At 41.3% G+C, this 24,872-nt stretch carries 23 protein-coding genes; 12 read left to right on the top strand and 11 right to left on the bottom strand.

Annotation, left to right across the window (positions count from 1 at the left end; all coding sequences use genetic code 11):
• Nucleotides 1-4: 4 nt before the first annotated feature.
• The 4 genes from MSBR3_RS11695 to MSBR3_RS11680 form a co-directional block, all read right to left on the bottom strand.
• Nucleotides 5-1,759, bottom strand: coding sequence for a formylmethanofuran dehydrogenase subunit A (locus MSBR3_RS11695; RefSeq protein ID WP_048108328.1), 1,755 nt, complete (start codon nucleotides 1,757-1,759; stop codon nucleotides 5-7).
• Nucleotides 1,760-2,800 carry a 4Fe-4S binding protein gene (locus tag MSBR3_RS11690; RefSeq protein ID WP_048108327.1) on the bottom strand — a complete coding sequence of 347 codons (1,041 nt, stop codon included), beginning with the start codon at nucleotides 2,798-2,800 and terminating at the stop codon, nucleotides 1,760-1,762.
• Between the two features lie 17 nt (nucleotides 2,801-2,817).
• On the bottom strand, nucleotides 2,818-3,429 hold the full coding sequence (locus tag MSBR3_RS11685) for an FmdE family protein (protein ID WP_230628029.1): 612 nt from the start codon (nucleotides 3,427-3,429) through the stop codon (nucleotides 2,818-2,820).
• Nucleotides 3,430-4,238: 809 nt separating this feature from the next.
• Complete coding sequence (locus MSBR3_RS11680; RefSeq protein ID WP_048108324.1) at nucleotides 4,239-5,351, bottom strand: iron ABC transporter substrate-binding protein; 1,113 nt, start codon at nucleotides 5,349-5,351, stop codon at nucleotides 4,239-4,241.
• A 548-nt stretch (nucleotides 5,352-5,899) separates the two neighbouring features.
• Between MSBR3_RS11680 and MSBR3_RS11675 the strand changes: the two genes are divergently transcribed.
• The 8 genes from MSBR3_RS11675 to MSBR3_RS11640 all read left to right on the top strand — a co-directional run bounded on the left by MSBR3_RS11675 (nucleotide 5,900) and on the right by MSBR3_RS11640 (nucleotide 13,099).
• Nucleotides 5,900-6,667 (top strand): class I SAM-dependent methyltransferase, encoded by a 768-nt coding sequence (locus MSBR3_RS11675; RefSeq protein ID WP_048108322.1) that lies wholly within the window; start codon nucleotides 5,900-5,902, stop codon nucleotides 6,665-6,667.
• Between the two features lie 31 nt (nucleotides 6,668-6,698).
• Nucleotides 6,699-8,342: an ABC transporter substrate-binding protein gene (locus MSBR3_RS11670; protein WP_048108321.1), complete on the top strand. Its 1,644-nt coding sequence runs from the start codon at nucleotides 6,699-6,701 to the stop codon at nucleotides 8,340-8,342.
• Nucleotides 8,343-8,467: 125 nt separating this feature from the next.
• Nucleotides 8,468-9,409, top strand: a complete 942-nt coding sequence (locus MSBR3_RS11665) for an ABC transporter permease (protein ID WP_048108320.1) — start codon at nucleotides 8,468-8,470, stop codon at nucleotides 9,407-9,409.
• A gap of 5 nt (nucleotides 9,410-9,414) precedes the next feature.
• A complete protein-coding gene (locus tag MSBR3_RS11660) occupies nucleotides 9,415-10,317 on the top strand; it encodes an ABC transporter permease (RefSeq protein ID WP_052723384.1) in 903 nt (300 codons plus the stop codon).
• Nucleotides 10,314-11,255 carry an ABC transporter ATP-binding protein gene (locus MSBR3_RS11655; protein ID WP_048108318.1) on the top strand — a complete coding sequence of 314 codons (942 nt, stop codon included), beginning with the start codon at nucleotides 10,314-10,316 and terminating at the stop codon, nucleotides 11,253-11,255. Before MSBR3_RS11660 ends, MSBR3_RS11655 begins: the two co-directional genes overlap by 4 nt.
• A complete protein-coding gene (locus MSBR3_RS11650) occupies nucleotides 11,231-11,938 on the top strand; it encodes an ABC transporter ATP-binding protein (protein WP_052723383.1) in 708 nt (235 codons plus the stop codon). Before MSBR3_RS11655 ends, MSBR3_RS11650 begins: the two co-directional genes overlap by 25 nt.
• A complete protein-coding gene (locus MSBR3_RS11645; RefSeq protein WP_048108317.1) occupies nucleotides 11,935-12,696 on the top strand; it encodes a class I SAM-dependent methyltransferase in 762 nt (253 codons plus the stop codon). The genes MSBR3_RS11650 and MSBR3_RS11645 overlap by 4 nt, the downstream gene beginning before the upstream one ends.
• A gap of 163 nt (nucleotides 12,697-12,859) precedes the next feature.
• Nucleotides 12,860-13,099 carry an MTH865 family protein gene (locus MSBR3_RS11640; RefSeq protein WP_048108315.1) on the top strand — a complete coding sequence of 80 codons (240 nt, stop codon included), beginning with the start codon at nucleotides 12,860-12,862 and terminating at the stop codon, nucleotides 13,097-13,099.
• Nucleotides 13,100-13,330: 231 nt separating this feature from the next.
• Here MSBR3_RS11640 and MSBR3_RS11635 read toward each other — a convergent pair whose 3' ends face one another.
• The 3 genes from MSBR3_RS11635 to MSBR3_RS11625 all read right to left on the bottom strand — a co-directional run bounded on the left by MSBR3_RS11635 (nucleotide 13,331) and on the right by MSBR3_RS11625 (nucleotide 15,441).
• The gene (locus MSBR3_RS11635) at nucleotides 13,331-14,014 is read right to left on the bottom strand and encodes a type IV pilin domain-containing protein (RefSeq protein WP_048108314.1); all 684 of its coding nucleotides are present in this window, start codon (nucleotides 14,012-14,014) and stop codon (nucleotides 13,331-13,333) included.
• Between the two features lie 95 nt (nucleotides 14,015-14,109).
• Nucleotides 14,110-14,967: a DUF5803 family protein gene (locus MSBR3_RS11630; RefSeq protein ID WP_230628028.1), complete on the bottom strand. Its 858-nt coding sequence runs from the start codon at nucleotides 14,965-14,967 to the stop codon at nucleotides 14,110-14,112.
• 216 nt (nucleotides 14,968-15,183) lie between these two features.
• Nucleotides 15,184-15,441, bottom strand: coding sequence for a hypothetical protein (locus MSBR3_RS11625; RefSeq protein ID WP_048108310.1), 258 nt, complete (start codon nucleotides 15,439-15,441; stop codon nucleotides 15,184-15,186).
• 162 nt (nucleotides 15,442-15,603) lie between these two features.
• Between MSBR3_RS11625 and MSBR3_RS11620 the strand changes: the two genes are divergently transcribed.
• Nucleotides 15,604-15,909: a signal recognition particle protein Srp19 gene (locus MSBR3_RS11620; protein ID WP_048110413.1), complete on the top strand. Its 306-nt coding sequence runs from the start codon at nucleotides 15,604-15,606 to the stop codon at nucleotides 15,907-15,909.
• Nucleotides 15,910-16,093: 184 nt separating this feature from the next.
• Here the strand turns inward: MSBR3_RS11620 and MSBR3_RS11615 are convergent, their stop codons facing one another.
• From MSBR3_RS11615 to MSBR3_RS11600, 4 genes are all read right to left on the bottom strand, one after another.
• On the bottom strand, nucleotides 16,094-17,338 hold the full coding sequence (locus MSBR3_RS11615; RefSeq protein WP_048108308.1) for an IS110 family RNA-guided transposase: 1,245 nt from the start codon (nucleotides 17,336-17,338) through the stop codon (nucleotides 16,094-16,096).
• 230 nt (nucleotides 17,339-17,568) lie between these two features.
• Nucleotides 17,569-17,892 carry a ribonuclease P protein component 4 gene (locus MSBR3_RS11610; protein ID WP_048108306.1) on the bottom strand — a complete coding sequence of 108 codons (324 nt, stop codon included), beginning with the start codon at nucleotides 17,890-17,892 and terminating at the stop codon, nucleotides 17,569-17,571.
• Nucleotides 17,893-17,949: 57 nt separating this feature from the next.
• Nucleotides 17,950-18,618, bottom strand: coding sequence for an MBL fold metallo-hydrolase (locus tag MSBR3_RS11605; protein ID WP_048108305.1), 669 nt, complete (start codon nucleotides 18,616-18,618; stop codon nucleotides 17,950-17,952).
• A 376-nt stretch (nucleotides 18,619-18,994) separates the two neighbouring features.
• Nucleotides 18,995-19,777, bottom strand: a complete 783-nt coding sequence (locus MSBR3_RS11600; RefSeq protein ID WP_048108303.1) for a TrmB family transcriptional regulator — start codon at nucleotides 19,775-19,777, stop codon at nucleotides 18,995-18,997.
• A gap of 407 nt (nucleotides 19,778-20,184) precedes the next feature.
• Here MSBR3_RS11600 and MSBR3_RS11595 point away from each other — a divergent pair, with 407 nt between their 5' ends.
• From MSBR3_RS11595 to MSBR3_RS11585, 3 genes are read left to right on the top strand one after another with little or no spacing between them, the layout of a single operon-like run.
• Nucleotides 20,185-22,545 carry an efflux RND transporter permease subunit gene (locus MSBR3_RS11595; protein WP_048108301.1) on the top strand — a complete coding sequence of 787 codons (2,361 nt, stop codon included), beginning with the start codon at nucleotides 20,185-20,187 and terminating at the stop codon, nucleotides 22,543-22,545.
• Nucleotides 22,542-23,687: a COG1361 S-layer family protein gene (locus MSBR3_RS11590; protein WP_048108299.1), complete on the top strand. Its 1,146-nt coding sequence runs from the start codon at nucleotides 22,542-22,544 to the stop codon at nucleotides 23,685-23,687. Before MSBR3_RS11595 ends, MSBR3_RS11590 begins: the two co-directional genes overlap by 4 nt.
• Nucleotides 23,677-24,738: a COG1361 S-layer family protein gene (locus MSBR3_RS11585; RefSeq protein WP_048108297.1), complete on the top strand. Its 1,062-nt coding sequence runs from the start codon at nucleotides 23,677-23,679 to the stop codon at nucleotides 24,736-24,738. The genes MSBR3_RS11590 and MSBR3_RS11585 overlap by 11 nt, the downstream gene beginning before the upstream one ends.
• The last annotated feature ends 134 nt before the right edge of the window (nucleotides 24,739-24,872 follow it).

The following is a 24,872-nucleotide window of genomic DNA, read 5'->3' as shown; positions in this document are numbered from 1 at the left end:
TACCTCACCTCACAACATTAACCTGTATGGGAGTCGGATTTTGCAGATACTTCTCTGGAGTTGGATAGTTAGCAAAACCCAGGGTGTAGTACCTGAACCATTCCTTCACATCGGTCAGCATTTCTTTTTCCCGTTCGTCTTCGACATGCACTTCGGAATAATAAGTTCTCTTTTCAGGTAAGGAAACAATTTCTCCTTTTACAGCTACAACTTCACCGTCCTTTACAGTGTACTCTGCCTTCCTGAAAGTTCTGAGAAGAGCTTCGTAGTTATTTGCGTCAAGCTGTTGCGGATTTATGTTGTAAACTGTGACATCTCCATCAGCACCCACGCCAAGTGAACCTTTCCTGTGTGCCATTCCAATTGTCTTAGCAGGGTTAGCTCTGGTCAGGATCGCAAGGTCATAAAGAGAAAGTTCCCGGTTTATGCCTCCGAGTTCACTCCTGTCATTTGCCCACTTATGGCATTCGCTGAAGGTCTGTTTCCTGAAAGCCTCGGACATGATCCAGGTCATAACCTCCGGATACTTCGTAAACGGCCCACCATTGGGGCTGTCCGTGGTCATAATTGTCTTCCAGGGGTCGTTAATAAGCAAAAGACATTCAAGTCCCATTGCCCACTGCAAGCTGTGTACAGGGTTTGACTTGAAATAGGTAAAGGGAAGAACTCCTGAGCCACACTCCATTTCAACGTCGGTATTTGACCACTTGTTACCTGTAAGCGTGTAAAGGTCATGAATGGCAGGCCCGTCTCCTGTCATAACTGTTGCTTCTCCAAAGGGAGTGCATCCACTATCGATTACCACGTGATCCTTGTTGTTAATATAGTCTGCAATATCTTTTACTCCAGACTCACAGTCTCCCCAGGTTGTACCTGCGAAACTGTTGAACATCAAATGGGTCAGGTATACGGAACGGTCTCTTGAAGGATCTGTTTTGGTTTCAGCCCACTCCACATCCATATCCTGTCTGGTCTTTACCCCATCCGAAATTTTAAGAGAATCTTTAGTAATTGCATAGCAACCAGGGTGTCCCAGGTTATTTGCATGCAGGTGAACAGGCATAGGCATGCCGAGAAGTTCGTTGATTTCAGTAAGTCCCTTTATAACTTCTCTTGGAGTAATTTCAAAGTGTATGTTCGCCTCATCAAGAGAATTTATGTTTTTACCCCAGCCCCAGTTTTCGACTCCTGCGGGATTGACACATTTAATTCCATAGGTTTTGTGGGTCTTCATCATCCATGCCACATAGGCAGCAGCTTTTTCCATATCTCCGTCTCGGAAATAACGCATTAAAAAGAAGTTATTTCCGAGAACCATATAGCCGCCCATGTCAAGGAGCGGAGTAGCGCGCATCTCTTCATGGGTGTGACGGGCTTCAAGAGGAGGAACTGCAGCTTCAAAAACAGTTGTGTACCCCATTGCTGCGTAATCGTATCCCTGTTTGTAGACCGAGGGAACAGTATAACCTGAACCGGAATGGGTAAGTGAGGTCTTCTGGAGATTTGCTTTATAATGGTCTTCAGGACGCATTGACCTGCCGGCATTAACCTTTGCACCTGCAACGTGAGAATGAGAGTCAACTCCTCCGGGCATGACTGTCATACCAGAGGCATCAATAACCTTTATATCTTTCATTTCGGCTGCAGAAAGCTCTCTTACAACTTTTCCGTCCTTGATGAAGATATCCATAATTTCCCCATTTATTTCATTGAGGGGATCAAAGACGTATCCGTTCTTAATTGCAATTGTTCCTGCCATTCACTCCACCTCTCTTTTTACAAGCCTGATCGCATCAACAGGGCAGATAAGGGCACATGTACCATCTGCTCCACAGCGGTCCTGGTCTATGACTGAAATTCTCCCATTTTTAACTCCTAGAAGAGCTTTTTCGTCCATGTTGTTCAGGTGTCCGGCTGCAAGTTCACGGTCAGAAAGGGCATTAACAGGACAGACAATTACACAGTTTCCGCAGCCCAGGCATGCAGCTTCATCGGTTTCCAGGTAAGTACGTAGCTGAGCCGGCTGAACAGGGGCTTCAAGTAACTTTTTCTCAAGCACACCCTTTTTTTCCATATCCGGGAGAATTGCTGTTTTTCTGACATCAATAGCGTCAACAGGGCAGGCAATCGCACAGGCTCCACAGTAAATGCAGGCATCCGGACGGTGACTTATTTTTTCGACTCGTTCTCCAGGTTTAGCTTTTTTATTAAAAATAGCATTTGCAGGACAAACTTCCACACAGGTGTGGCAGGTCTGACAGATGTTCTCATCTCTGGTCCAGCGCCCTTCAAAAGGTTTTTCGACGGAAATAGCATTAACCGGACAAACTTCTGCGCACCAGCCGCAGTGGACACAACATTCGGTATCAATGTTGGTCTTTCCGACAAGCTTCAGTTTTCCATCTGCTGAAATTTCACGGGTTACCTCAATGCAGCCTTGCGGGCAGATATCCTCACAAAGCCCGCAATGAACACAGCTTTCATTTACTGACGTGGGTTTCATGGCTCTTGAAAGGTAGGACATGTCAGTGAGAGTTTTTCCTTCCTGCTTCATTTCAAGAGCACCTGTGGGACAAACTTTTGCGCAAATTCCACAGACAAGGCAGGCTTCACGTTCCTTTATTTCCAGGAAATCCGCATCCAGCAACCCTCGTGTTATTGCTCCAACAGCTCCAACTGTCAGGTTACCTTTCGGGCATGCCTGCACGCAGGTCCCGCAGCCAATGCATTTTTCGGGGTAATATATCAGCTGCTTGTCTTTTTTTTCGGCAAAGACAGACAATCGCATATCTTCTTGCATTTGCTTACCTCTTAACGTTATTCTGTGCAACCGCCGCACAGCAGCTCGTTATCATGTTGAATGAACATTTCACCGCAATTTTTGCAGCACTGTATCCTCTTTTTTTTGCGTACCGAAACCTCGATGTCCACAAACTTCCAGGAGTATACTTTTTCTCCTGCAGCCAGGAGAATTGGTAAAACTTCTACATGAGGGAGCTTTTCAGTATTCAGGAACCAGGCGTGAAGTTTGGGGTAATCCTTTGTTTTCTCAGGGTCGAGAATAATTCGGATCCCTTTTACGTTGTTAGCTCCTTCAGGTGCCTGCTTATTTACCGTGACCGCCATTTTCCCAAAGTTCATGATCTTTAATCCGTTGTTTCCGATGGTAGCTCCGGCAAGGATCTGGAATGGGTCAGGCATGCAGCTTTTCGTTTCGCAGGTCACGTATATGCGTTCCCCGTTCTGAACATCGAGTTCCCGTTTTGCGATATTGAGCATCTGGATACCGATTAATGCCCCAGAGGTCAGGAAGCCGTGAAAGGGGACAACCTTTTCAATCTGTGAAAGTAGTTCGGGATCCTTTACCTGCTTCAGAATCGTCTCCATCTGGCGTTTTTCTTCATCTGAATTTTTATTCAATTTGTACACCACCGTGAGTTTCACCGTTATGTTTAAATAAACATAACGCTAATGATATTAATACCAGCATAAGTACCAACAGGATTATTTTAAGGCAGTCAGGTTATCTAAAGGAATTATATGTCAGGACTTACACGGTTGAAACGTAGATAGCGTCAAACCTTTAACTGTCTAAATTTCGTGTTTAATAACGATTCCTACTTTGTGATTGCGTCTCGCAGGCGCACAGTCCAAATTCTTCAAATTCCAGCATAACGCAGAAGGATACAGTGTATTATATAGGTAACTTTTAAGATAACTTTTTTAAGGTAACTTTTTTAAGGTAACTTTTTTAAGATAACTCTTTTAAGGTAACTTTTTTAAGATAACTCTTTTACAGAAACTTACTTATTTTTAAGTGATATTGAGGTGAAATTTCAATATAAGGTTTAGAACCCTAATATTGGCCGGACATAAAAAAACACCAGCCAGAATTTGACCACTTCCATATACGTAAAGCTCAACATCTCTCTATAAATACTGAACAGGACTGTGCACTTAAAATATATAAACAGGTCTTTTATAAAATTATCGATGAAAATAGGAATTTTCTGTTAAAAAGGACATATAGAGAAACTCTTTTTTGAAGTTTGGAAAAATGTGTTCTACACATTATATTTTAAAGTTACCTATTTAAAGTGGATCTAAACAGAGATAAATAATTAATAAGAGGAAAACAAGGGCAAAAATCGAAATTTTCCCATGTTGCTTGCCCCAATAAAAAATTTGAAGTCATGTAATTTCTGGAGAGAAATTCTCACCCATGCTCAGGTTTATGCTCAGGTTTCGGTTGCAGGATTAAGGAGCATGTTAAGTTCTTTATCCTTAAGGTCATAGTGGAAGAATTCCGAGTAGAATTCATGAGTCAATTCGGAGAGGTTCATATCTGCAAACCGATCAGGATACAGCATTTTTGCAGTCCAGGCAGTTCCGAGGATAAGGTGAGGGCCCTGAGGCCTGTCAATCCAGCAAAAAGGATTCTGAGGTGCGAGATACACTCGTTTTTTCTGAACAGCATCCACATTTTTCCAGAGAGAATCAGAGTAAACTGTCGAATAGAACTGCGGATTGGAAGTGATAATTACCTGAGGATTCCAGTTCATAACCTGTTCTATTGAGACCTGAGTCATGCCGCTTTCGGGCGTGAGAGGACAGTCGGCAACATTGATACCTCCACAAATATCAATTACCTGAGAATGTTGCGAACCTGATGGATCGGTCATTAGTCCCTTTGGACCTTCGGCATAATAAACGCGTACTTTCTGGTCCTCGGGAATGTCTTTTACAGTATTGTTTATCTCGTTAAGAATTGAACTGCGGAATTCAATCAGTTTTTTTGCCTGAGCTTCACAATTAAGCAGCTTGCCTACATATTCGATAGTAGGATCGGACTGTGTCACAAAAAGAATAGAATCATTAATAGCCACCACAGGAATGCTGCCGAGATTTTCCTGCCTGCGTTCTATAACTTCATTAGTTCCTCCGTCCGTGGAGGTACTTTCAATAACAATGTCAGGATGCATATCAATTATAGTTTCATAGTTTCCGGTCTTGGTTCCTAACCAGTTTCCTATTACAGGCAGATTTGAGTAATTTTCATCCATGAAGGGATGGGTGAAATTTTGCCTGGAGTTCCAGGCTGCAAGTTTGTCCGGAGCAAGCATATACACAAGGATAGCAGGAGGCGAAGAAGTGCCTATAGTCGAGGATATTTCCTCAGGCACGGTTAACTGCCTTCCCAGCATGTCGGTTATCTGCACGGTACTTGAGTTCTGAAGCTCGGTTCTTGAGTTCGGTACAGCCTGTTGATCCGTATTTTCTACACATCCACATAGCATAGCAACTGGGAGCAGGAGGGCGAGAAGCGATATAATATATACTTTTCGATTCATAAAAACGCCTATCACACTTTTGATTATTTAGCCATTATGTTCAAACAAACATAATGCATATTGAGGTTTTATCCTGTGAAAATGTACACAAGGTCGCAGGATAGGTATAATTATTGATCGCGGAACGTTTATGGTCTTGTTAGAATTTTGAAATAAAATTTCTAAAGGAAAACGGTTACCTATTTCCTACTATTATTACATATAATTTTCTATAGTTTAGCAGTCTTTAAGCAGTATTTAAGCAGATGGTCGTTAAATTTTGCAATACTTCTTACTATCGTTTTTTGAAAAATTCCGTGTTTACTCAAACATATCTTTTTTGCATTCCCAAATTTTTAGTTTTTGTCTACATTGAAAACTTCCAGTAGTCATTTCCCTGAGCTTCAGTTGAGACGATTACTGTGAAGTGAAAAATAAACAGGGAGTAAATTTCCTTTTCTTATTTTTATAAAATTTGTCTCTATTTAATGTTATTAAAAAGTCGTTTTATTACAAATAGTGTTACAAAATAGAAAATTATTAATCATAAGATAATTAAGTACCTGTTAATGTCTTCTTCAGAAATCCAGATAAAAGAGATGGTAGCCCATAAGTGGGATCTTGCATCCGAGACTTTTGATACTCATGCAGGGCATGGGATCCAGAGTCAAAAAGAAAGAGATGCCTGGAAGCGTGCTTTCTTGAAGGTTTTCCCGGAAAAAAGCTTGAAAATTCTTGATGTTGGCTGCGGGACAGGAGAGTTAAGTTTACTATTTGCTGAAATGGGGCATGAGGTCGCAGGAATTGATATTTCCGGACAAATGCTGAAAATTGCAAAAGCAAAAGCTGAAGCCTGCGGAGCTGACATAGCCTTTAGGGAAGGGGATGCAGAAAACCCTCCTTTTGATACATCTTCTTTTGACATTGTGTTCAGCCGTCATCTTCTCTGGACACTCCCAAATCCAAAAGCAGCTGTGGAGAACTGGAAACGAGTTCTGCGGAAGAATGGGAAAGTCGTGATTATCGACGGAGTGTGGGACAGCGGGACACTGGAGTCCAGAGTTCGAAGAAACGCAGGTGCTCTTTTGACACTGCTCCTTGAAAGAAAAGACCCCCGAAAAGGGCACTCTGGCTATTCTGATGAACTCAAAGCCCAGCTCCCGCATTCCGGAGGAGCTCCGCTTGAAAAAGTAAAGGAGTACCTTTTGAATTCAGGCTTTGAAAATCTCCAGGTTTTTGACCTGAAAGAAGTAAGAGATGCCCAGAAAGAGAAGATGCCGTTGGGTGAACGGATTGTACGCAGTTACCAGTACTATCTCATTTGCGGCCGAAAATAAAAATCCATTAAAAGCAGATGGAGATTCCTAAATGAAATGTAAAAACTCCCCCTTGATTATATTGTTAATTATCATGCTTACCTGTGCCTTCCTGACGACTTCAGGATGCAGCAGTAAAGACGAAAATGGAACAGGAGATGCAGTTTCCGGGATGGAAGTAACCTCCGGTTCGGATAACGCCTCCCAGCCGGAAGGAGGCTCTGAAAATAATACACTCGTACTTGGTGAAATGTGGGACATCGAATCGATTGATCCTATTAATGGAGATGGTACCCTTATCTGCGAGAAAGCTGCAATAACCGAAACTCTCGTTGGTGCCAATGAAGATTTCTCACTTAAGCCCGAGCTTGCAACTTCCTGGGAACAGCTTGATGAAAATACCTGGGAATTTAAGCTACGAAATAATGTTACTTTCCATGACGGAAGCAAAATGACTGCAAAAGAAGTAAAGTTCACTCTGGAAAAAGTCATCTCGGAAAACTCGAAAGTTGCTTCCATGTTAAAAATAGACTCTATAGAAGTAGTTGACGACTATACTCTTAAAATCAAAACCAAAGAAATCAATCCTATCCTTCCTGGAGTTCTACATTATCCTGATACCGCTATAATAAGTCCCTCTTCTTATAATGAAAAAGGAGAACTTGTTAAACCTGTTGGAACGGGCCCGTATAAATTCGAATCCTTTGATGAACAGACCAGAGTTCTGACAGTTGTAAAGAACGAAAACTGGTGGGGAGGAAAAGTAGGGCTTGATAAACTGATCCTTAAGGGGATACCTGACCCGAACACAAGAGCAATGGCAATTGAAAACGGAGAAGTTGACTTTACTGTCGATGTACCGTATAGTGAAACTGACAGGATTGACACCATAGACGGCATTAATGTAGAGAAATACAAAACGCCAAGAGTCTACAAACTTGACCTGAATCTGAAGCATGAACCCCTTGAAGATGTCAGAGTAAGGCAGGCCATGTCCTATGCCATTAACAGGTCTGATATCGCAGAAAATGTGCTATATAATGTAGGAGAAGCTGCTGCAGGTCCTTTCCTGCCCACAATGGTCTGGGCAAATAAGAGTCTGAAGCCCTACAGCCAGAATCTTGAGAAAGCTAATGAGCTTCTGACAGCTGCAGGCTGGGTGGACACTGATGGGGACGGGATAAGGGATAAGGACGGAAAACCTCTCAAGCTCAACCTGATGACTTATGCTGCAAGGCCCGGACTACCTCCAATGGCTGAAGCTATGGCTGCCCAGTTAAGGGAGGCAGGCATAGGCATAGAGACAGAAGTTATGGAAATGGGGTCAATAGATGACAGAAGGGAAAAAGGCAACTGGGATCTCTATCTCGCCGCTTACAATATTGCAATGGTTCCCGATCCGGAATATATTCTCACGAACTGGTACACGACAAACGGAACTGACAATACGCCAGGATATTCCAATCCTAAAGTAGACTCCCTGATAACTGAAGCCAGAAAAATCACGGATCCAAATGAACGCTATAAAAAGTTCAATGAGGTAGAGGCTATCGTTTATGATGAACAGCCCATGATCATAGTGGCTTATTACGGTTGTGCAATAGTAAAGAAAGATTATGTAAAAGGGTATGTTTTCGATCCGACAGCTCATGACTACCGCATAAATGCGGGCATGTATTTGGAAAATAAAAGCTGAAAGGATTTTTCAGGGAAGGGTCCGGATTTTTCGGACTCTAACCCTGGGACTCATATTTACTCAGAGTAGTACGGATGGAGAGACTTGCTTTGAGACTTGCTTTCTGTCCGGGTTGAGGAAAAACCATGAAATATTTCATAAAAAGGGTAGGTTTCATGGCACTTACGATTTTTGCAGTTTGTGCTTTGACCTTTTTCCTTATGAATGTAATTCCTGGAGGCACGGCTAAGTTAGTCCTCAAGCACACATTCGTGGGCCTGGAAGAAAGCGTAACAGAAGAACAGCTTAACCAGATTTCAGATAAATATGACCTGGATGACCCTCTTTACCTGCAGTTTTTCAGGTGGATTAAAGAAGCAGTATTAAGAGGGGACATAGGAACCTCCTATGTTTTCAAAAAGCCAGTTCTTTACCTTCTGGCTTTACGCCTTCCAGCAACTATTCAGCTCGCTGTGATGAGTATGCTAATTGCAATACTTGCAGGAGTAAGTCTGGGAATTTACTCAGCTATCAGGGAAAACAAAATTTCGGATCACATTCTTAGGATTGTGACTCTCTTTGGAGTTTCAATGCCTGGTTTCTGGGTAGCCCTGCTTCTTATTCTGATATTTTCCCTGAGGCTGAAACTTGTACCTGTGACTGGTTACGGGAGTCTGGAAAATCTGCTTTTGCCCGCTGCAGCACTTTCTCTTCATTCCGTTGCTGCGGTTATGAGAGTTACAAGGACAAGCATGCTTGAGACCCTGGGACAGGAATATATCAGGTTTGCAAAAGCCAAAGGGCTTCCTTTATGGAAAATCGTAAGCAGGCATGCGCTTAAAAATGCAATGCTACCTGTTATCACAGTTATTGGTTTTCAGATGGGAGGCTTGCTTGGAGGGACTGTTGTGATTGAAAAGATCTTTGCCTGGCCAGGGATAGGAAGCTTGCTTGTAGACTCGATTTCTGCCAGGGATTTGCCTGTGGTCCAGGGCTGTGTGCTTGCGATCGTTATGATGTTCCTCTTTGTGCATTTCCTTGTGGATATGCTCTATACGCATCTGGACCCACGGATAAGGTACGGCTGATATTTATGGACAATGTATTTACTAATAGGTTAAGAAAAAAGAATTTTTCGCTTCCTGAAGCTTACGGAAGTCAATTTGTAAAAAGAGTTTTTCAAAGAAAAGATATGCTTTTTGCACTGGCAGCTCTTTTGCTTTTTGCCGGACTTTCCATTTTTGCCCCCCTACTTTCTCCTTATGACCCTAATGCAATTGACCTGAAAAACAAGAACCTGAACCCTTCAGAGGAGCACATCCTGGGTACTGATTATCTTGGAAGAGATCTCCTGAGTCGAATCCTTATAGGGGCCCGGACTTCTCTTTCAATTGCTTCAGGAGTAGTGCTGATTTCCCTGTTTCTTGGAACTGCCACAGGTTGTGCAGCAGGCTATTACGGAGGCTTTGTGGATGAAAGCATCTCCAGGGTTACAGATATCTTCCTTTCTTTTCCCAGTGTCATCTTTGCCCTCACTATTATGGGGGCACTTGGGACTGGGGTTTTCAACCTGATGCTTGCTCTCTCCATAGTTCACTGGGCAAAGTATGCCAGGATGATGCGAGGTCAGGTACTTTCTATCAAAAAACAGGAATTTGTCCTTTCCGCCATAACGGGTGGGGCCGGAGATTTCTACATAATCCGCAAGCATATTGTGCCCAATGCCATAGCTACTCTCTTCGTGCTTGCCACAATTGACTTCGGGCATGTAATTCTTTCTATTGCTACACTGAGTTTTCTCGGAATAGGGCTTCCTGCCGATGTGCCTGAATGGGGAGCAATGCTTTCTGCAGGAAAGGAATTCATGAGGACAGCCCCTTACCAGACGATCTTTCCAGGGCTTGCAATAACTTTCATTGTGATCATCTTCAGCATCCTTGGGGATGGAATGAGGGATATCCTTGACCCAAACCACGACGGGGGTGAAATCGATTGAGTTTGCTTGAAATAAAAGATCTTTCGGTAGAGTTTTCTGCAGGAGAGAACACTGTAAAAGCAGTTTCTCACGTCTTCTTTAAGGTAGGGGAAGGAGAAACTCTCGGGATAATTGGGGAAAGCGGCTCAGGAAAATCCGTTATTGGCCTTGCCTTGCTAAGGCTTCTTCCGGCAAACGCAAATGTTTCAGGAGCGGTGTTTTTCCAAGGACAGGATCTTTTTTCTCTGAGACCCTCAGAACTCAGGAAAATTAGGGGAAAACGTATTTCTCTTATGCCCCAGAACCCTGCTGGAGCCCTGAACCCTGTCCTGAAAAACAGGCTTCAGATAGAGGAAGTTTTCGAAGAAAGAGGTATTGACAAAAAAGAGGGAATGAAAAAATCTCTGAGGCTTATGAAAAAACTCCTTTTAAGAGATCCTGAAAAACTCTGCAATCTCTATCCCCACCAGTTATCTGGAGGCATGAGGCAGCGGTTGATAGCTTGTATGTCTCTTTCTTTTGAACCCGAACTTGTGATTGCGGATGAACCTACAAAAGGGCTGGATCCCGAGGCAAAGGAAGGAGCAGTGGAACTTTTTACTAAAATTAAAAATGATTATGGGAAGACAATGCTCCTGATCACCCATGATCTCGATCTGGCTCTTGAGGTATGCGACCGGATAGCTGTGATGTATGCAGGAGAGATTGTAGAACTGGATAAGGCTTCAAAGGTTTTGAACGCACCTTCTCATCCCTATACAAAAGGGCTTGTCCGGGCTCAGCCAAGAAACGGACTTGTTCCCCTTAGCGGGCAGAGCCCTAGCAGGATAAGCCTTCCCGATGGCTGTTTTTTCCATGAGAGGTGCAGATACTCGAGTATTGAGTGTTTCAGAAAACACCCTGAAATGAAAAACCATAACGGAGGCTGGATCAGGTGTCACTTCCAATCCTTGCAGTAAACGAACTGGCAATGAGTTTCGGGACTTTGGAGGTGTTCAGGAGTGTCAGTTTTTCAGTAGATCGCGGAGAAACCCTGGGACTTTTCGGAAAAAGCGGATCCGGAAAAACTACGATTGGCAAATGTATTGTAGGGCTTGAAAGGCCCACTGGAGGCGAAATCCGTGTTCAGGGAGCGAATATACTGAACATGGGAAAAAAGGAGTTCAGGAAACTACGCCCTAAAATACAGATTATTTTCCAGCATCCTGAGACTTCCCTTGATCCCCGCATGAAAGCCTTTGAAAACCTTATAGAGCCTCTGAAACTCCATTCAGGGTTAAAGCAAGATGCTCTCTTTAAGCGGGGAGAGGAACTGGCAGAGCTTACAGGTTTGCGCCCTGAACACCTTGCTCGTTATCCTATTCAGCTCAGCGGAGGGGAGATACAGAGGATAGTACTCGCAAGGATCATGGCTTTATCTCCCGATTTTATAGTTGCCGACGAGCCCACATCCATGCTTGATGTTTCAGTACAGGCCCAGATCCTGCGCCTTATGCAGAAACTTCAGAGGGAAACAGGTGTTTCCTACCTGCTGATCTCGCATGATCTTGAGGTGTTAAGGAAGGTCTGCCACAGGATTGCTTATCTCGATAACGGGACCATTACTTCAATTGAAAATATAAAGAGAGATGTTAAAAGATGACAGCTCAGGAAAACCAGATCAAACAGACTATTACCCGAATATGGGACGTTTCATCCGAGACATATGACAGCCATGAAGGGCATGGGATCAAGAGTGAAGCTGAAAGAGAAGCCTGGAAAAATGTGTTTAAAAACCTGCTTCCTCCAGGCAGGCTGAAGGTGCTTGACGTAGGCTGCGGAACATGCGAAATCGGGCTACTGTTTGCTGAAATGGGACACCACGTTACAGGCCTTGACCTTTCGGAAAAAATGCTCTCTAAAGCCAGGGAAAAAGCCTCTAAAAGGAAGTTCAACAGTGTTTTCAAAAAAGGGGATGCTGAGGCTCCTCCTTTTAAAGCAGGGTCGTTTGATATTGTTGTCAATCGCCACCTCCTCTGGACTCTTCCGCATCCTGATATCGCGGTCCAGAACTGGAAAAAAGTACTCGTGGATGGGGGAAAACTTATTGTTATTGACGGAGTCTGGAACGACGGTTCAATCGAAACAAATGCAAGGCGACTTGTAAGTGATTTCTGTACTTTGCTTGTTGAAAGAAGGAATCCTAGAAAAGGGCATTATTCCAGAGAACTCGACAGTGAGCTTCCAAACAGGCATGGAGTCCCTCCTGAAAAAATGCTTGAATATTTCAGGGCTGCAGGATTCAAAAATATAAAAGATATTGACCTGAAAGATATCATGAACCTTCAGAAAGAGAATATGCCATTTCGGAAACGGATAGCCTTTAATTACAACTACCATTTAATCTATGGGGAAAAGTAAACCTGAAGGAATAGCCTTTAATTACAACTATCATTTAATCTATGGGGAAAAGTAAACCTGAAGGAAATATGGAAATAAAATGAAAACAGGATTAATGGGCAGGAGTCAATATTTATAGACTCTTTAAAGTGAGAAATAAAGAGACCCGTATCGGAGGGAAAAGATGGACGTAAAGGAAGAAGTTTACGAACAAATCCTTGAAATTCTTAAAAATGCAAAATTTCCCATAAACACGATGGATGAGTTGATTGCTGCCTTGCCCGAAGGGCTTGACACCACATGCATGATAGGTGATGTTGAAGTTACTGCAAGAGAGGCAGAAGGTCTGATTACTGAAAAGGATTTCCCGCTGAAAGATGCAAAACATGTGGCAGGTCTAATGGTCGAAAGAGCCGGACTGTAACTTGATTTTGTCATATCCTAATAGGCAAATTTAGCGATGGTTTGAAAAACCAAAATTAGGACAACATTACTACTCAAGGTAATGATGAGATCAATAGTCAAAAAGGATGGATGAAAAGTACTTTCCTTTCTTTGTGCCTGTTATTCGAAGAATATCATGTGCGTTTAGTAAGGGAAACAGCTTCAAATTAAAAAGAAGTCTCCTATAAGAGGAGACTCCTCTCTTTCAGTTTTAATCTTCATAATGTTTTACAAAAGCCTTTTGTTCAGCAATAACATTGCTGCTTTTTGTGTCAATAACCTTAAGGATAATTTCAGAACCTACCTTGAATCCGTAATTATCGGAAGTGTCACTGTCCCCATCCACACTAACTTTTACACTGGATTTAGTGGTCCCTATTGCACTATCCTGCCCACAGAGAACAAGTTTTTCTCCGACACTCCATAAGCTGTCTTCAAGAGTAGCTTTGTTATTAATATTATAACATGTAGAATTTTTTCCATAGACGCTCAAATCCAGGTAAAAAAGAGAAATATTTCCTGTAAGAAAACCCTTTGTACCCGGTTCAATAGCAGGCCTGTAAGACTTTCCATATCCAAAAATCTTTATGGATATAGCATCAAGAGGAAGAGGTCTGCCTCCTTTGTGTATAAGTACAATCTTATTATTCTCAAAAGATGCATTTTGGCCTGTCGCTGCATTAGGAAGTCCGCCTTCGCATGATTCAAGTGAAATCTTTGCCATCAGGGATTGGGTGCTTTCCCCAGCAGTATTATAGAATGTTACGGCAACCGTACTTGCAAGTATAACCAGGATACTTAACATAAGAAGAGAACCTGTAATAGGGGCTACGGCTTCAGATGTTGATTTAAACGAAAAGTAATATTCAGTTCGTAATTTTCCCCAGACTTTCATCAATAAGAAAATATGACAAACTGTCATAAATAATTTCTTAACTTTAAAAAGATATGCTGCCTATAGCCAAATCTGGAGGGAAAACATCCTCCAGATCATTTCCTTTTTCGCTGTTTCCTCTCATATTCTTTTTCCAGATCGAGAATTCCTCTAACAGCTTCAAGTTCCTTTTTACTTTTTACATAATGTAAAAGTACAAGGCCAACTCCACAGAGCAGGGCTATAATTGCGGCTGAGAACAGCAGGGGGGCTGATTGGATATAGTATTTCACCTGAATGGTTTTTTCCCGGTCTCCCATCTTAGAGGAAATCCACAGGAGGGTTTGCCTTCCTTTTTCATCATAAGTTACACTTGAAGGCTCAGGCCTTGCTATCCCGAATACCCTGTTGCCGGTAACATATCCTTCCGGAAGTACTACGCGAATGAATTCGGAATCGTGTTTAACAAATGTAAATCTCTGATTTCCCGAATTCCTGAGAGTATACGCAACAAAACCTGTAACTGGTTCCTTGAACTCCAGGTTTATAACTTTCATACCCTGGATAACTTCCTGAGTCAGGGTATAGTTAATAGCCGAAGTTTCGTTTCTGTTAGAAAGTTCTTGAAACGTTTGCGGGTTAGGTACAGTCTCGTTTGTCGGGCTCACAAGCTGTACGAAATTTTGAATAGGAGTCTCATCTGATCCGCCATCCAGAATGTCGGGAGGATAGATCTCAAGCTTGCTGGTATTTACTACCATATTGACAACCTGTACTTTTGTATCGTTTTTCATCAGGTAGTAGGTAGTGGTATTTGCAAGCGTTTGATTGCCTGATTCGTTCTGAAAAATCTCAAATTCATAGTTAGAAATATTGCCAGGCTTATCTATGACAATTTCCTTTTTTTGCTCCATACAGCCCGATACTAAGACCACAAGCAGGGCAAGAAGCATAAACACGATTTTCGTTCTCATTTTCACAGACAAATTCTCCCTAAACTTCAAGTGATCTCTTTTCAGCCTGCTGCAGTTTCCCTCATTTTCGAGGTAAAACCTGTACAGGGTCTGGAACAGGTTAACATTATCTTATGCTCTCTCTTCTTAATAAACAACACGGATAGACATCTCTAAGAAGTATGACATAAAGATTACTTTATCATATAAAAGGAGTAAACCTGGCAGGTAACAAGTTCAGGTATCAAGTTCTCCGGAAGAGTTCAGAAACCTTTCCACCATAGCCCACTCAACTTTCTTTATATACTTTGCTTGAAGCTTGGAAACATAAAGAATGTTACTTCCAATCAGGATTTTAAGGTCTGATGGCTTGGGCTCGGCTGTACCTATTGGAAGAAGCACAGGGCCCTCAGGAGAGGTGCAGACCCTGAAATCCTGCCCGCTCTTTCTTATATATGCTCTTACCTTTTCATCAATTGAAAACAACGGAATCATACTAACACCTGAAGAACTTGTCCGGGAAAGATAAATAATTACAGGTTATAGTTTCAATATAATAAAATTTTTCATAAGCAGGAAAAAAGTCCTGGTCCGTATAAGTCTCCGGGGCAGTTTTAAATTTCATGAAAGCAATTTAGGACGAAGATAACCATGATGATGAGAGATAGGGGAAAACTTGTAATCTGGCCAGTATATCTCGACCAGACAAAATCAAGGAGCAGCGGCAGAATTATCTCCAGGAAAAACGCGATAAGGGAACCGCAGCTTAATGAGATTAAAGAAGCAGCCCGACAACTTGGCCTGAATCCCGAAGTAGAGCCTGAAAAAGCCTATCCCAAATCCTGGTGGGAAATAAGCGGGAGAGTGCTCGTGGATAATAATGGTCCGAAAACAGTTGTTGCAAAACAGATAGCTTTAGCCATAAAGAAGATTCGAGGTCCGGAGAGTTCAGCCAAGACCTAAAGGTTAATACTGCTTTCCAACAGGAGTTAATAAAAGAGTAATAAGAAAATGGAGGACTTCTAACTCCTAAAAACTAAAAAGCCCCATACATGTTGAAAATTTTTCTTCCGAACTTCAGGCAGCTGTTATAAGCCCAGATAACTTTTATTTTAATTTGGCATGAAAGTACGTGATTATTTGTTTTTCACGTACTCTCTTGTTCCTTTTTTCCCATAATTGCGATAATACCACTAATTATTGTTATCCTTTCATCAACCGAGAATATCTCGGTTTCCACAATCTTCCTCTTTTGAACTTCTCCTTTTTCATACCCTGTTTCATCTTGGTACATCTCATCCTTTGTGATAAGATGCCATATTATTGTTGCAATTTTCCTTGCCAGGGCAATAATTGCCTTTGCATATCCAATTGACTTCTTTTTCCTGTTAAAAAATTCTTTTAACCTGCTATTCTTCTTTCTTGCTGCTGCTTGAGCAATCTGAGTTAGAATCCACCTTGCTACTTTTGATCCTCTCTTAGTGATTCTTCCGTTATGGTATTTATCTGCAGATTGATATACATTAGGAACTATTCCAAGCCACGAAGCAAGCTTATCTCCCGTTGGAAAATCACTAAAATTTCCTATTTCAGCAATTAGAGTCGCTGCACCAAGTTCTCCAATACCTGGAACTGACATTAAAATCTCCATTTCCCTTTTATGCTTTTGATAAGCATAATTGAAAATTTCCCTTTCTAGAGTCTCAATCTCATCATCTAAATGTTTTATAAGGTTAAGGCATATCTGAAGCCTGATTGCAGCACTCTGGGATATTTCTCTGTCAAGAATATCTCTTATCTGAACAGCTTTTTTCCGAACATTTGGAGAAAGAGATTCTATAATCTGGTCAACGTTTTTACCTGAAGATATTCCTGCTAGAATTGCTCTACCATTTTTCCCAAAAATGTCAGTAAGCACATCACCCAGATGTAACATTTCGGAAGAAAGAATAGCATGAGATTCATTTTTAATATCTGTTCTTTTTCTTACCAGAGTTAACCTGAGCCTAACATATGACCTGAATTCTCTATGCCTTTTTGGAAAAACTCTCGATGGTTGAATCATTTTATTCAATGCAAGTTGTGCAATTACTTCTGAGTCTATTTTATCAGTTTTTTTATGTGTAAATGCCTTCATATCCCGAGCATTTCCAACTATAACAGGCAAATGATCTGTCAATGCCCCATAAATCGGAACCCAAAAATCACTTGTTGATTCACAGGCTACAACGTCACATTTTTCTGATGTTACCCAATTTTTAAGGTTTAAAATCCCATCATCATCTCTGGCAAAACGTTGTTGCTGTTTTTCACCGGATCTACTCAGAATTGTAGCAATAAAAAAATGTTTGTGAATATCTAAACCACAAGATTTGTTTATTTCCCCTTCCAATTTAGATTACTCCATCATTTCAAGGACAGTAGAATTGCCTCAAAGGCAATTTGGCATTCGTGATCAAAGTCACATCTGGGCCTTCGATGGCAATTCAAGGGTTAGTTTTTTGACGGTTTCGGAGAACCAAAGTAAAAACAACCTTCCTGTCCAAGGTAATGATGGAGTTAAATTCTAAAAAAGGTAAGGAAATAAGACTTTCATTCTCTGGGCATGTTATTCGAAGAATATCATGTGTGTTTTTTGTAAGGATATCTCATTTCTTTTCCGCAGCGCTGACAAGAAATAACAATATATCCTTCCTTCAGCCTGTAACGAGCATTTTTTCCGGGCACGAGAAAAGTATAGCAGTGTTTGCAAATTCTGCTTTTTATTTCTCTTGGAACACTCATCCGGTTTCTCATAGAAATGTTCCTTATAAGCTGCACATAACGCTCGCTGCGGTCAGGGTGTTCTGCATGCTCGCTTTTTGCAAGCTCAAAAAGCCGCCACATGCGCTGGGTTGCAATTACCTGAATCAGGTTTTTCTGCTGTTTTCTTGCTATTCTGGACATGGATAAACTGATCCTGCGTTTTCGTTCCAGACCCTGGTTTTTAAGTTTCTTTAAAAATCAAAATCGGGAGTTAAGAATAATAACATTGATCTCAGGGTTCTTGCTGTGTACAAGAGCTTTAAACTTTTCGGGATCACCGTCTGTCATATCTGGCTTCCCGTAGTGCATCGGAATTACGTATTTTGGGGAGATAGCTGCAGCCGCATCTGCTGCCTCCTCTTCATCCATTGTGTACGTGCCCCCAATAGGCAAAAGGGCGACATCGGCATTTATATTTTTCATCTCAGGGATAAAATCGCAGTCTCCTGAATGGTAGATCCTGATTCCTCCAAGTTCTACTATATATCCCACTCCCAGTCCACGAGGATGATAAGGTTTATCGAGATTATAAGCCGGAACTACTTCAATTCTGGTTCCCTTGATCTCAAGCCCGTCGGCTAGCACATCCCCCTCAGCAATCCGCCTTGCATCTCCTTTGAATTGAAGGGATAAATTTTCAGGGATCAGGGTGGTTGAGTCCGACCGCCGGACCTTTCGTATATCTTCGGGACTGCAGTGATCAGAGTGCTCATGGGTGATCAATAGGATATCGGCTTTATCTTCAAAGTCCGGCTCTTCACTAAGGTCATAAGGGTCGATATAAATTTTCTTTTCATCTCCCTCAAGTAAAAAGCCGGAATGGCCTAGCCACTCAATAATAACGTCTCCAATTTTTACCCGGTTCATTTCAAACACCTGTGGATTTCCGTACTGAATTTAATAAGAAGACTTATAGACAGATTATTCCACAATTATATTTATAAAATTTATATTTATAGAAAAAATGTTTTTCAATTATATCATGGTGCTCAAAAGAGAGTTTATTCTATCTTCAAAGAGACAAATAACTCTAAAAAGTTAGTAAACTTCTGCTTTATATAGCATTCATAGAAGCATTAAGTGGCTTTGAGAAAAACTGAAGAACCCTTGCCTGCAGGCTAGTATCATGAAAGTTTAGTCATTGACAATCTGATAAGCTTAAAATCATTGTATTAAGCTTAAAATCATTGTATTATGACGAGAAGCTGCCAAGGTCATGCTCAACAATTAAATTGTCAAGTTTTCAAGACATTAGTTGCTTCGTCTTTTTGATAAAACCTGGTTCAAGCACTCTTTCATAGATCATTTTCTGCATATAAGAGACAATAGGCAGTTTGATTATTACTGCTTCTCTTCTGTTCCCTGCACTGTGAACACCTATTGATTCTTTTCCATCGGCAATCATGAAAAATTCTTCTTTATACTGGATGCCGTCAATTATAATGTTATCCATGAAATCTGCAAATTCTTTATCGGTTTCTTTGAACTCAAAAGGAAGTGACCTGAACTTATCCAGTTTATCAACGATAAGAATTAGATTACAGATTCTTTCCAGTTTTTTTATATCCGGCTCAAACTCCTGCAGAAACTCAGGGCTGGTCGAGAAAATAATTAGTTCTTCTTTTACTCCAGCCATAATTTCACGTATTCGGTTCTTTATTCCCCAATCACTCTGGATATACCATACAGGAGAAGTTTTTGGAAGTTCATAACTTAATTCGTTGAGCTGACCAAGCGTCTCAATTGCACAGCTTATAAATTCATATTTTATTTCTCCGATTACCTTTTTTGGATCAACTGCTCGAAAATAAGTTGGAGATCCCTGTCTCACTTCCAGATATCCCTTTTTCGCAAGCACTTTAAGAATTTCATATATTTTGGCTCTCGGAACATTTGTAAGTTCATGGATTTCACGGGCTGTAGCTTCTCTCAAACTGACAAGCCCGATATATGCTTTTGCCTCATTTTCGGTTAGCCCTAGCTTTTCAAGGTTGCGAATTAACTGAGGATCAATTTGTAAGACCATCTGTTACCCCTAATGTAACAATAGACTTAAATCTTTTCTGTTTGTATACGTCAAAAGATCTAAGTTACTGGAAATTTGCCGTATAATAATGTATCTCTTAATATTTATACAAATCTTGGATAATAAGTCTTCAGCTAAGAGAAAAAGGCAAGTATCATGTAAATTATGCAAACCTTTGACAATGAACCTTGAGCTCAGAGAAAGAAAAGGCGAGTATTATTAAAATGTATGCAAACATAAATGTATGTAAGTGTAAAATGTATGTAAGTGTAAAATATATGCAAATATAAAAATGTGTGCAAATATTAGATAATGAGCCTTCAACCCAGAGAGAAAAGGCAAGTTTAAGACATGCACCAAGTTCCTTAAATTGCATTTCATATTAAAAACTATGAGGGGAATCTACTATTAAAAATATTTTTGAAAAACTGGGATTTTTTATTCAGAATAACCGTTTTTCCGTACTCCTGATAGCTTTACTGTGTATAATTATAGCAACGCAGGGAGCACAGCTTATTGAGATGAAATCAGGAACAGAAACTTTTGTCGGAAAAGACTCTCCTCTCTACCAGGATTATGATCACCTTTATCAAAAAATTTTCCAGACACAATCTATTGTGGTAATGGTAGAGGGCAATGATGTAAAAAATGCTGACGTGATGAAATCCGTAGACAGGTTAGAACATCAGGTCCAGGCAACAGATGGGGTAATTGAAACCACAAGCCCTGCTTCACTGATCAAAATGGTCAATTACCAGATGACAGGGAAATCTGAACTTCCGGATACCGATGAAGAAGTAAAAGCCATTATAGACGGAAACCCTGATATTTTTGGTCAGATTATTTCTGACAATACCCATATGGTGATTTCGGTAGTCATGGCAGGTTCAGCTAGCGACAAAGCTCAGGAAGATATCCTTACTGCCACTGAAGAAGCCGTTAAGCTGGCGGATTTTCCACCTTCTTATAATGTTATTGTTACTGGCGATCCAGCGTTCAGCATTTCCATGAACAAGGAGATGAATTCCAGTATGGGAATGCTTCTGGGGCTTTCAGCTGTTTTCATGGTTATTGTACTGCTTCTCGTTTTCAGGCACGTCCGCTGGTGCCTTCTTCCCTTACCGGTAGTTCTTCTCGGTATTGTTTACACCTTCGGAGCTATGGGTTATTTAGGGATTCCCATGTCCATGGTTTCGATGTCTGCATTCCCGATCCTTATAGGTGTAGGGATTGACTATGCCATTCAGTTCCATAACCGACTTGAAGAAGAATTGCAGGAAAAAGGGAATAAAACAACAGCAGTTATAGAAACCGTAAAGCATACCGGGCCCGCAGTCCTCATAGCTCTGGCAATGACAGCCCTTGGATTTTTCTCCCTTTTTACATCTACTGTGCCAATGATCCAGGATTTTGGAAAATTGCTCATGATAGGCATTTTAATGTGTTACTTCGCCTCCATCTTCGTAGGGGTTATAACGATTTCTTTATTTGATGAATACTCGGATAAAAATCCCCTGAGGAAAGTAGCAAGTAAGATAAGACCTGCAAACTCGGAAAAGAAGAAAAAGTCTGAGGGAGGAGACGAAAGTGATCGCCTGATAGGGAGAATTCTCCGGAGAATTACAAATCTAACTATCAAATATGATGTTGTCGTACTGGGTATCGCGTGTTTGCTCTGCTTTGGCGGCCTTTATCTGGACCAGTCCGTACCTATTGAGACTGATGTTCAAACCTTTGTGCCTCAGGACATGCCTTCACTTGTGGATCTCAGACACATGGGGGATATCATGGGCGGAAGCGATGAATTAAACCTCATCATCAAGGTTGAGGATACAACTAATCCAGACGTTCTTAAGTGGATTGACCAGTTTTCCGAACATGAAGTAGCATCCAATGGTCACATTTACAGCGCTTCGAGCATTGTAGATCTCGTAAAGGAATATAATGGAGGAGTAATCCCTGACACTAGTCAAGAGATAAAAAATATTTACTCAGAAATTCCTGACTCACAGAAAGACCGCTATATGTACGGGAAGAACATGCTTCTTCTTAATTTCAATATAGGGAATGCGGTTGCGGACATAAAAGTAACAGGTATTAAAGAGCTCTCGAATATTGTCAAGCAGGATATGCAGTGGATGCCGGCTCCGCCAGGTACCTCCGTCACGATTACCGGAAATTCGGTCGTCTTTATAGAAGTTATTACTGCTCTTACCAGTGGAAGAATAGCAATGACTTTCCTTGGCCTGATTCTTGTGCTCGGAGGTCTTCTTATTGTATACAGAGACTGGGTGAAAGCTCTGGTTCCTATAATCCCAATGTTAATAGTCATTGGCTGGTCAGGGGGAGTCATGAGCTCTCTTAATATCAGCTATACTCCTCTCACAGCAACCCTGGGAGCTCTGATACTTGGAGTCGGGTCCGAATATGCTATCCTCATGATGGAACGTTACTTTGAAGAAAAAGATAAAGGGGCAAGTCCTTTAGAGGCTATCCAGATGACCAGTTCCAAAATAGGAAGTGCAATTGTTGCTTCAGGAGCTACAACGGTATTCGGGTTCATGGCCCTGCTGGCTTCTCCTTTCCCGATGATTTCAGATTTTGGTACGGTTACGGTTATTGACGTCTTGCTGGCTCTCCTGGCAACCTTTGTAGTCTTTCCCCCTCTTATCGTTACTCTTGATACCTGGCGCGATAAAAGAAAAGGAGTCAGGACAGCAGAAAAACAGACAGAGACAAAAAAACAAATTCAGGGGGCCGAGATATGATAAAAGTGCCCATAATAAAATTAAGGCAAAACATGATTAACAAATTCACTACGTTTGCGTTAATTCTATTAGTAGTATCAGTGACTGCACTCCCAGCTCTCGGGGAAGATGATGAAAATAACTTCATTGCTCTTGATCACGGGTATACTGTGGATTACTACAAGAGTTACGGGGCGCCAGCAATACAGGCGTCAATTACAGGAGATCCCGAGTTTGAAAGAGGAGAAACTGCAGATTTAAAGATAAAAATCGCAAATGTCGGAGTTATATCCGGTTTTAAGAGGCTAAATGCAAATCAGAAAAGAATAAACGATTCAATTGAAGAAACAATTGCACTGAAAGAGATGGGAGAAGAAGAAGAAGCTACTACTGCAAAAGATATAGAAGCTACTCTTCAATCCGAAACGAAGTACATTGAAGTAGAGTCTACAGGCAATTTCCAGAACGTTCAAGAACTTGAAACCGGCCATACAGCGCCCCTTAGCTACACAATAAAAGTTGATGGCAATATCCCTGCTGGAAATTATGACCTTCTCCTGCCGGTGACCTATCAATACCAGGCAAATGTCCGAACTGTAACTGCGGATGCAATAAATCTGGGGATTACGAATGTAGACTATTCAAGAGAGTACAAAACGAAAACAGAAGTTCTCAAAATACCTATTTCCATAAAAAGTGAACCTAAATTCGAAGTAACCAATGTCTCTGGCAGTCTGATACAGGGTGAAAGTAAGGTTGTTAATGTTACTTATAAAAACACAAGAGAAACCACAGCAAAAGATGCTTTTGCGCGAATAATTGTTATGAGTCCTCTGAGCACTGAGAAATCTACAGTAAGATTAGGGGATATTGGACCTGGAGAAGAAAAGACTGCCAGTTTTGAAATTAAGGCCTCCCAGGATGCTACTGTAAAAAAATATGGCGTCAATAGTGAAATAAAGTACCTTGATGACGATAAGAATTCTAAATTTTCAGAAAGTATGAAGGTGAACTTACCTGTTGAAGCTACAGAAGAAAAGTTTAGCGTCACAGGAATCGCAATTTTACTGATTATAGTTATTGCCCTTTACCAGATAATAAGTGTGCACCGGAAACGAAACCACAATGATAAGAATGCATCAGGTGATGAAAATGAATACTAAAAATGGGTTATTTATTACTGTCACAACTCTTCTGATCCTTTGCTGGGCAGTTTTCCCAGCTCAGGCAGCTATCCCGGATAATTTTGATATTAGTAAAAACTACTACTCAGTGTATGGAGGACCTGACCTTAACGCAACACTTATTGGAGACAACCAGTACTCCAGAGGAGATACTGTAACTCTCAATCTAAATATGATGAATAAGGGTGAAATTTCCGGCTTTAAATCTGAAAAGGATGCGGATATTGGAGAATATACGGATCAGATGCTGCAGCAGTCGGAGATGCAGTATGAGGCTCAGGCTACGACAGCAGTAGGCATTCTTGCTACCCTTAAATCTGATAATCCTAATATTAAAGTTAAGTCTGGATCTCAGGAAGCTGGTACTCTCCAGCAGGGAAAAGAGAGTGCAAGTCCGACAAAGTTTACAGTTGAGATTAATAAAGATACTCCTGCAGGTATATATCCTCTGACTCTTGACCTTTCGTATCAGTACCAGAGTAATGTCCAGGTAGGTGGAGATGATTTTGACAGTACAACAGGTCTTGTAACAAATAAGGAAGTAGGTATCTGGTATGAAAATAAGACTCAGACGCAGACAGTAAATATCGAAGTCAAGAAGGAGCCTCACTTTGAAGTTACAAATGTAACAGGTGACCTTTATCCTGATGAGGGCGGGATGCTCTATGTCACATATAAAAACACAGGAGAAGAAACTGCAAAAGATGCGACTGTTAGAGTTAGTGCAGCTGATCCCTTCAGTACCACTGATGACCAGGCTTATCTTGGAACTCTGAAGCCCGGAGATAGTGAAGTTGCTGCTTTTGATATGGATGTGGATGACACTGCTACTCCCAAGCCATACTCCCTGAGCAGTGAGATTTTCTATGAAGACTCTGACGGGCATGACCAGACCTCGGATACGATCAAGATCAATACCGAAGTTATGGCGGCAAAACAGTCTCTTCCCGGATTCGAGCTTGGAACAGGAATTACATTCGTAGCTCTAGCTACCTGTTTCGTAATGTTCAGGAGAAAGAAACAGAATTGAAGTAAATGTAATGAAAAGTATGTATGTAGCCTTTTTAAAGACTACATCTATCTATTTTTGGGAATTTGCCTATGCTCTTTTTCGTGAAGTTTTATAACTTTTGAACTTTTGCTTCAACTATGGCGTATAACTGT

The sequence above is a fragment of the Methanosarcina barkeri 3 genome (genome assembly GCF_000970305.1).
Lineage (GTDB): Archaea > Halobacteriota > Methanosarcinia > Methanosarcinales > Methanosarcinaceae > Methanosarcina > Methanosarcina barkeri_A.
This window is presented reverse-complemented; position numbering and strand designations above follow the sequence as displayed.

Coding starts and splice junctions, on each gene's coding strand:
- MSBR3_RS11680 (WP_048108324.1), bottom strand. CDS start 5,351: ATGAATCGAAAAGTATATATTATATCGCTTCTCGCCCTCCTGCTCCCA.
- MSBR3_RS11640 (WP_048108315.1), top strand. CDS start 12,860: ATGGACGTAAAGGAAGAAGTTTACGAACAAATCCTTGAAATTCTTAAA.
- MSBR3_RS11625 (WP_048108310.1), bottom strand. CDS start 15,441: ATGATTCCGTTGTTTTCAATTGATGAAAAGGTAAGAGCATATATAAGA.
- MSBR3_RS11600 (WP_048108303.1), bottom strand. CDS start 19,777: ATGGTCTTACAAATTGATCCTCAGTTAATTCGCAACCTTGAAAAGCTA.
- MSBR3_RS11690 (WP_048108327.1), bottom strand. CDS start 2,800: ATGCAAGAAGATATGCGATTGTCTGTCTTTGCCGAAAAAAAAGACAAG.
- MSBR3_RS11635 (WP_048108314.1), bottom strand. CDS start 14,014: ATGAAAGTCTGGGGAAAATTACGAACTGAATATTACTTTTCGTTTAAA.
- MSBR3_RS11645 (WP_048108317.1), top strand. CDS start 11,935: ATGACAGCTCAGGAAAACCAGATCAAACAGACTATTACCCGAATATGG.
- MSBR3_RS11675 (WP_048108322.1), top strand. CDS start 5,900: ATGTCTTCTTCAGAAATCCAGATAAAAGAGATGGTAGCCCATAAGTGG.
- MSBR3_RS11665 (WP_048108320.1), top strand. CDS start 8,468: ATGAAATATTTCATAAAAAGGGTAGGTTTCATGGCACTTACGATTTTT.
- MSBR3_RS11605 (WP_048108305.1), bottom strand. CDS start 18,618: ATGAACCGGGTAAAAATTGGAGACGTTATTATTGAGTGGCTAGGCCAT.
- MSBR3_RS11620 (WP_048110413.1), top strand. CDS start 15,604: ATGAGAGATAGGGGAAAACTTGTAATCTGGCCAGTATATCTCGACCAG.
- MSBR3_RS11670 (WP_048108321.1), top strand. CDS start 6,699: ATGAAATGTAAAAACTCCCCCTTGATTATATTGTTAATTATCATGCTT.
- MSBR3_RS11585 (WP_048108297.1), top strand. CDS start 23,677: ATGAATACTAAAAATGGGTTATTTATTACTGTCACAACTCTTCTGATC.
- MSBR3_RS11695 (WP_048108328.1), bottom strand. CDS start 1,759: ATGGCAGGAACAATTGCAATTAAGAACGGATACGTCTTTGATCCCCTC.
- MSBR3_RS11660 (WP_052723384.1), top strand. CDS start 9,415: ATGGACAATGTATTTACTAATAGGTTAAGAAAAAAGAATTTTTCGCTT.
- MSBR3_RS11590 (WP_048108299.1), top strand. CDS start 22,542: ATGATAAAAGTGCCCATAATAAAATTAAGGCAAAACATGATTAACAAA.
- MSBR3_RS11630 (WP_230628028.1), bottom strand. CDS start 14,967: ATGAGAACGAAAATCGTGTTTATGCTTCTTGCCCTGCTTGTGGTCTTA.
- MSBR3_RS11610 (WP_048108306.1), bottom strand. CDS start 17,892: ATGTCCAGAATAGCAAGAAAACAGCAGAAAAACCTGATTCAGGTAATT.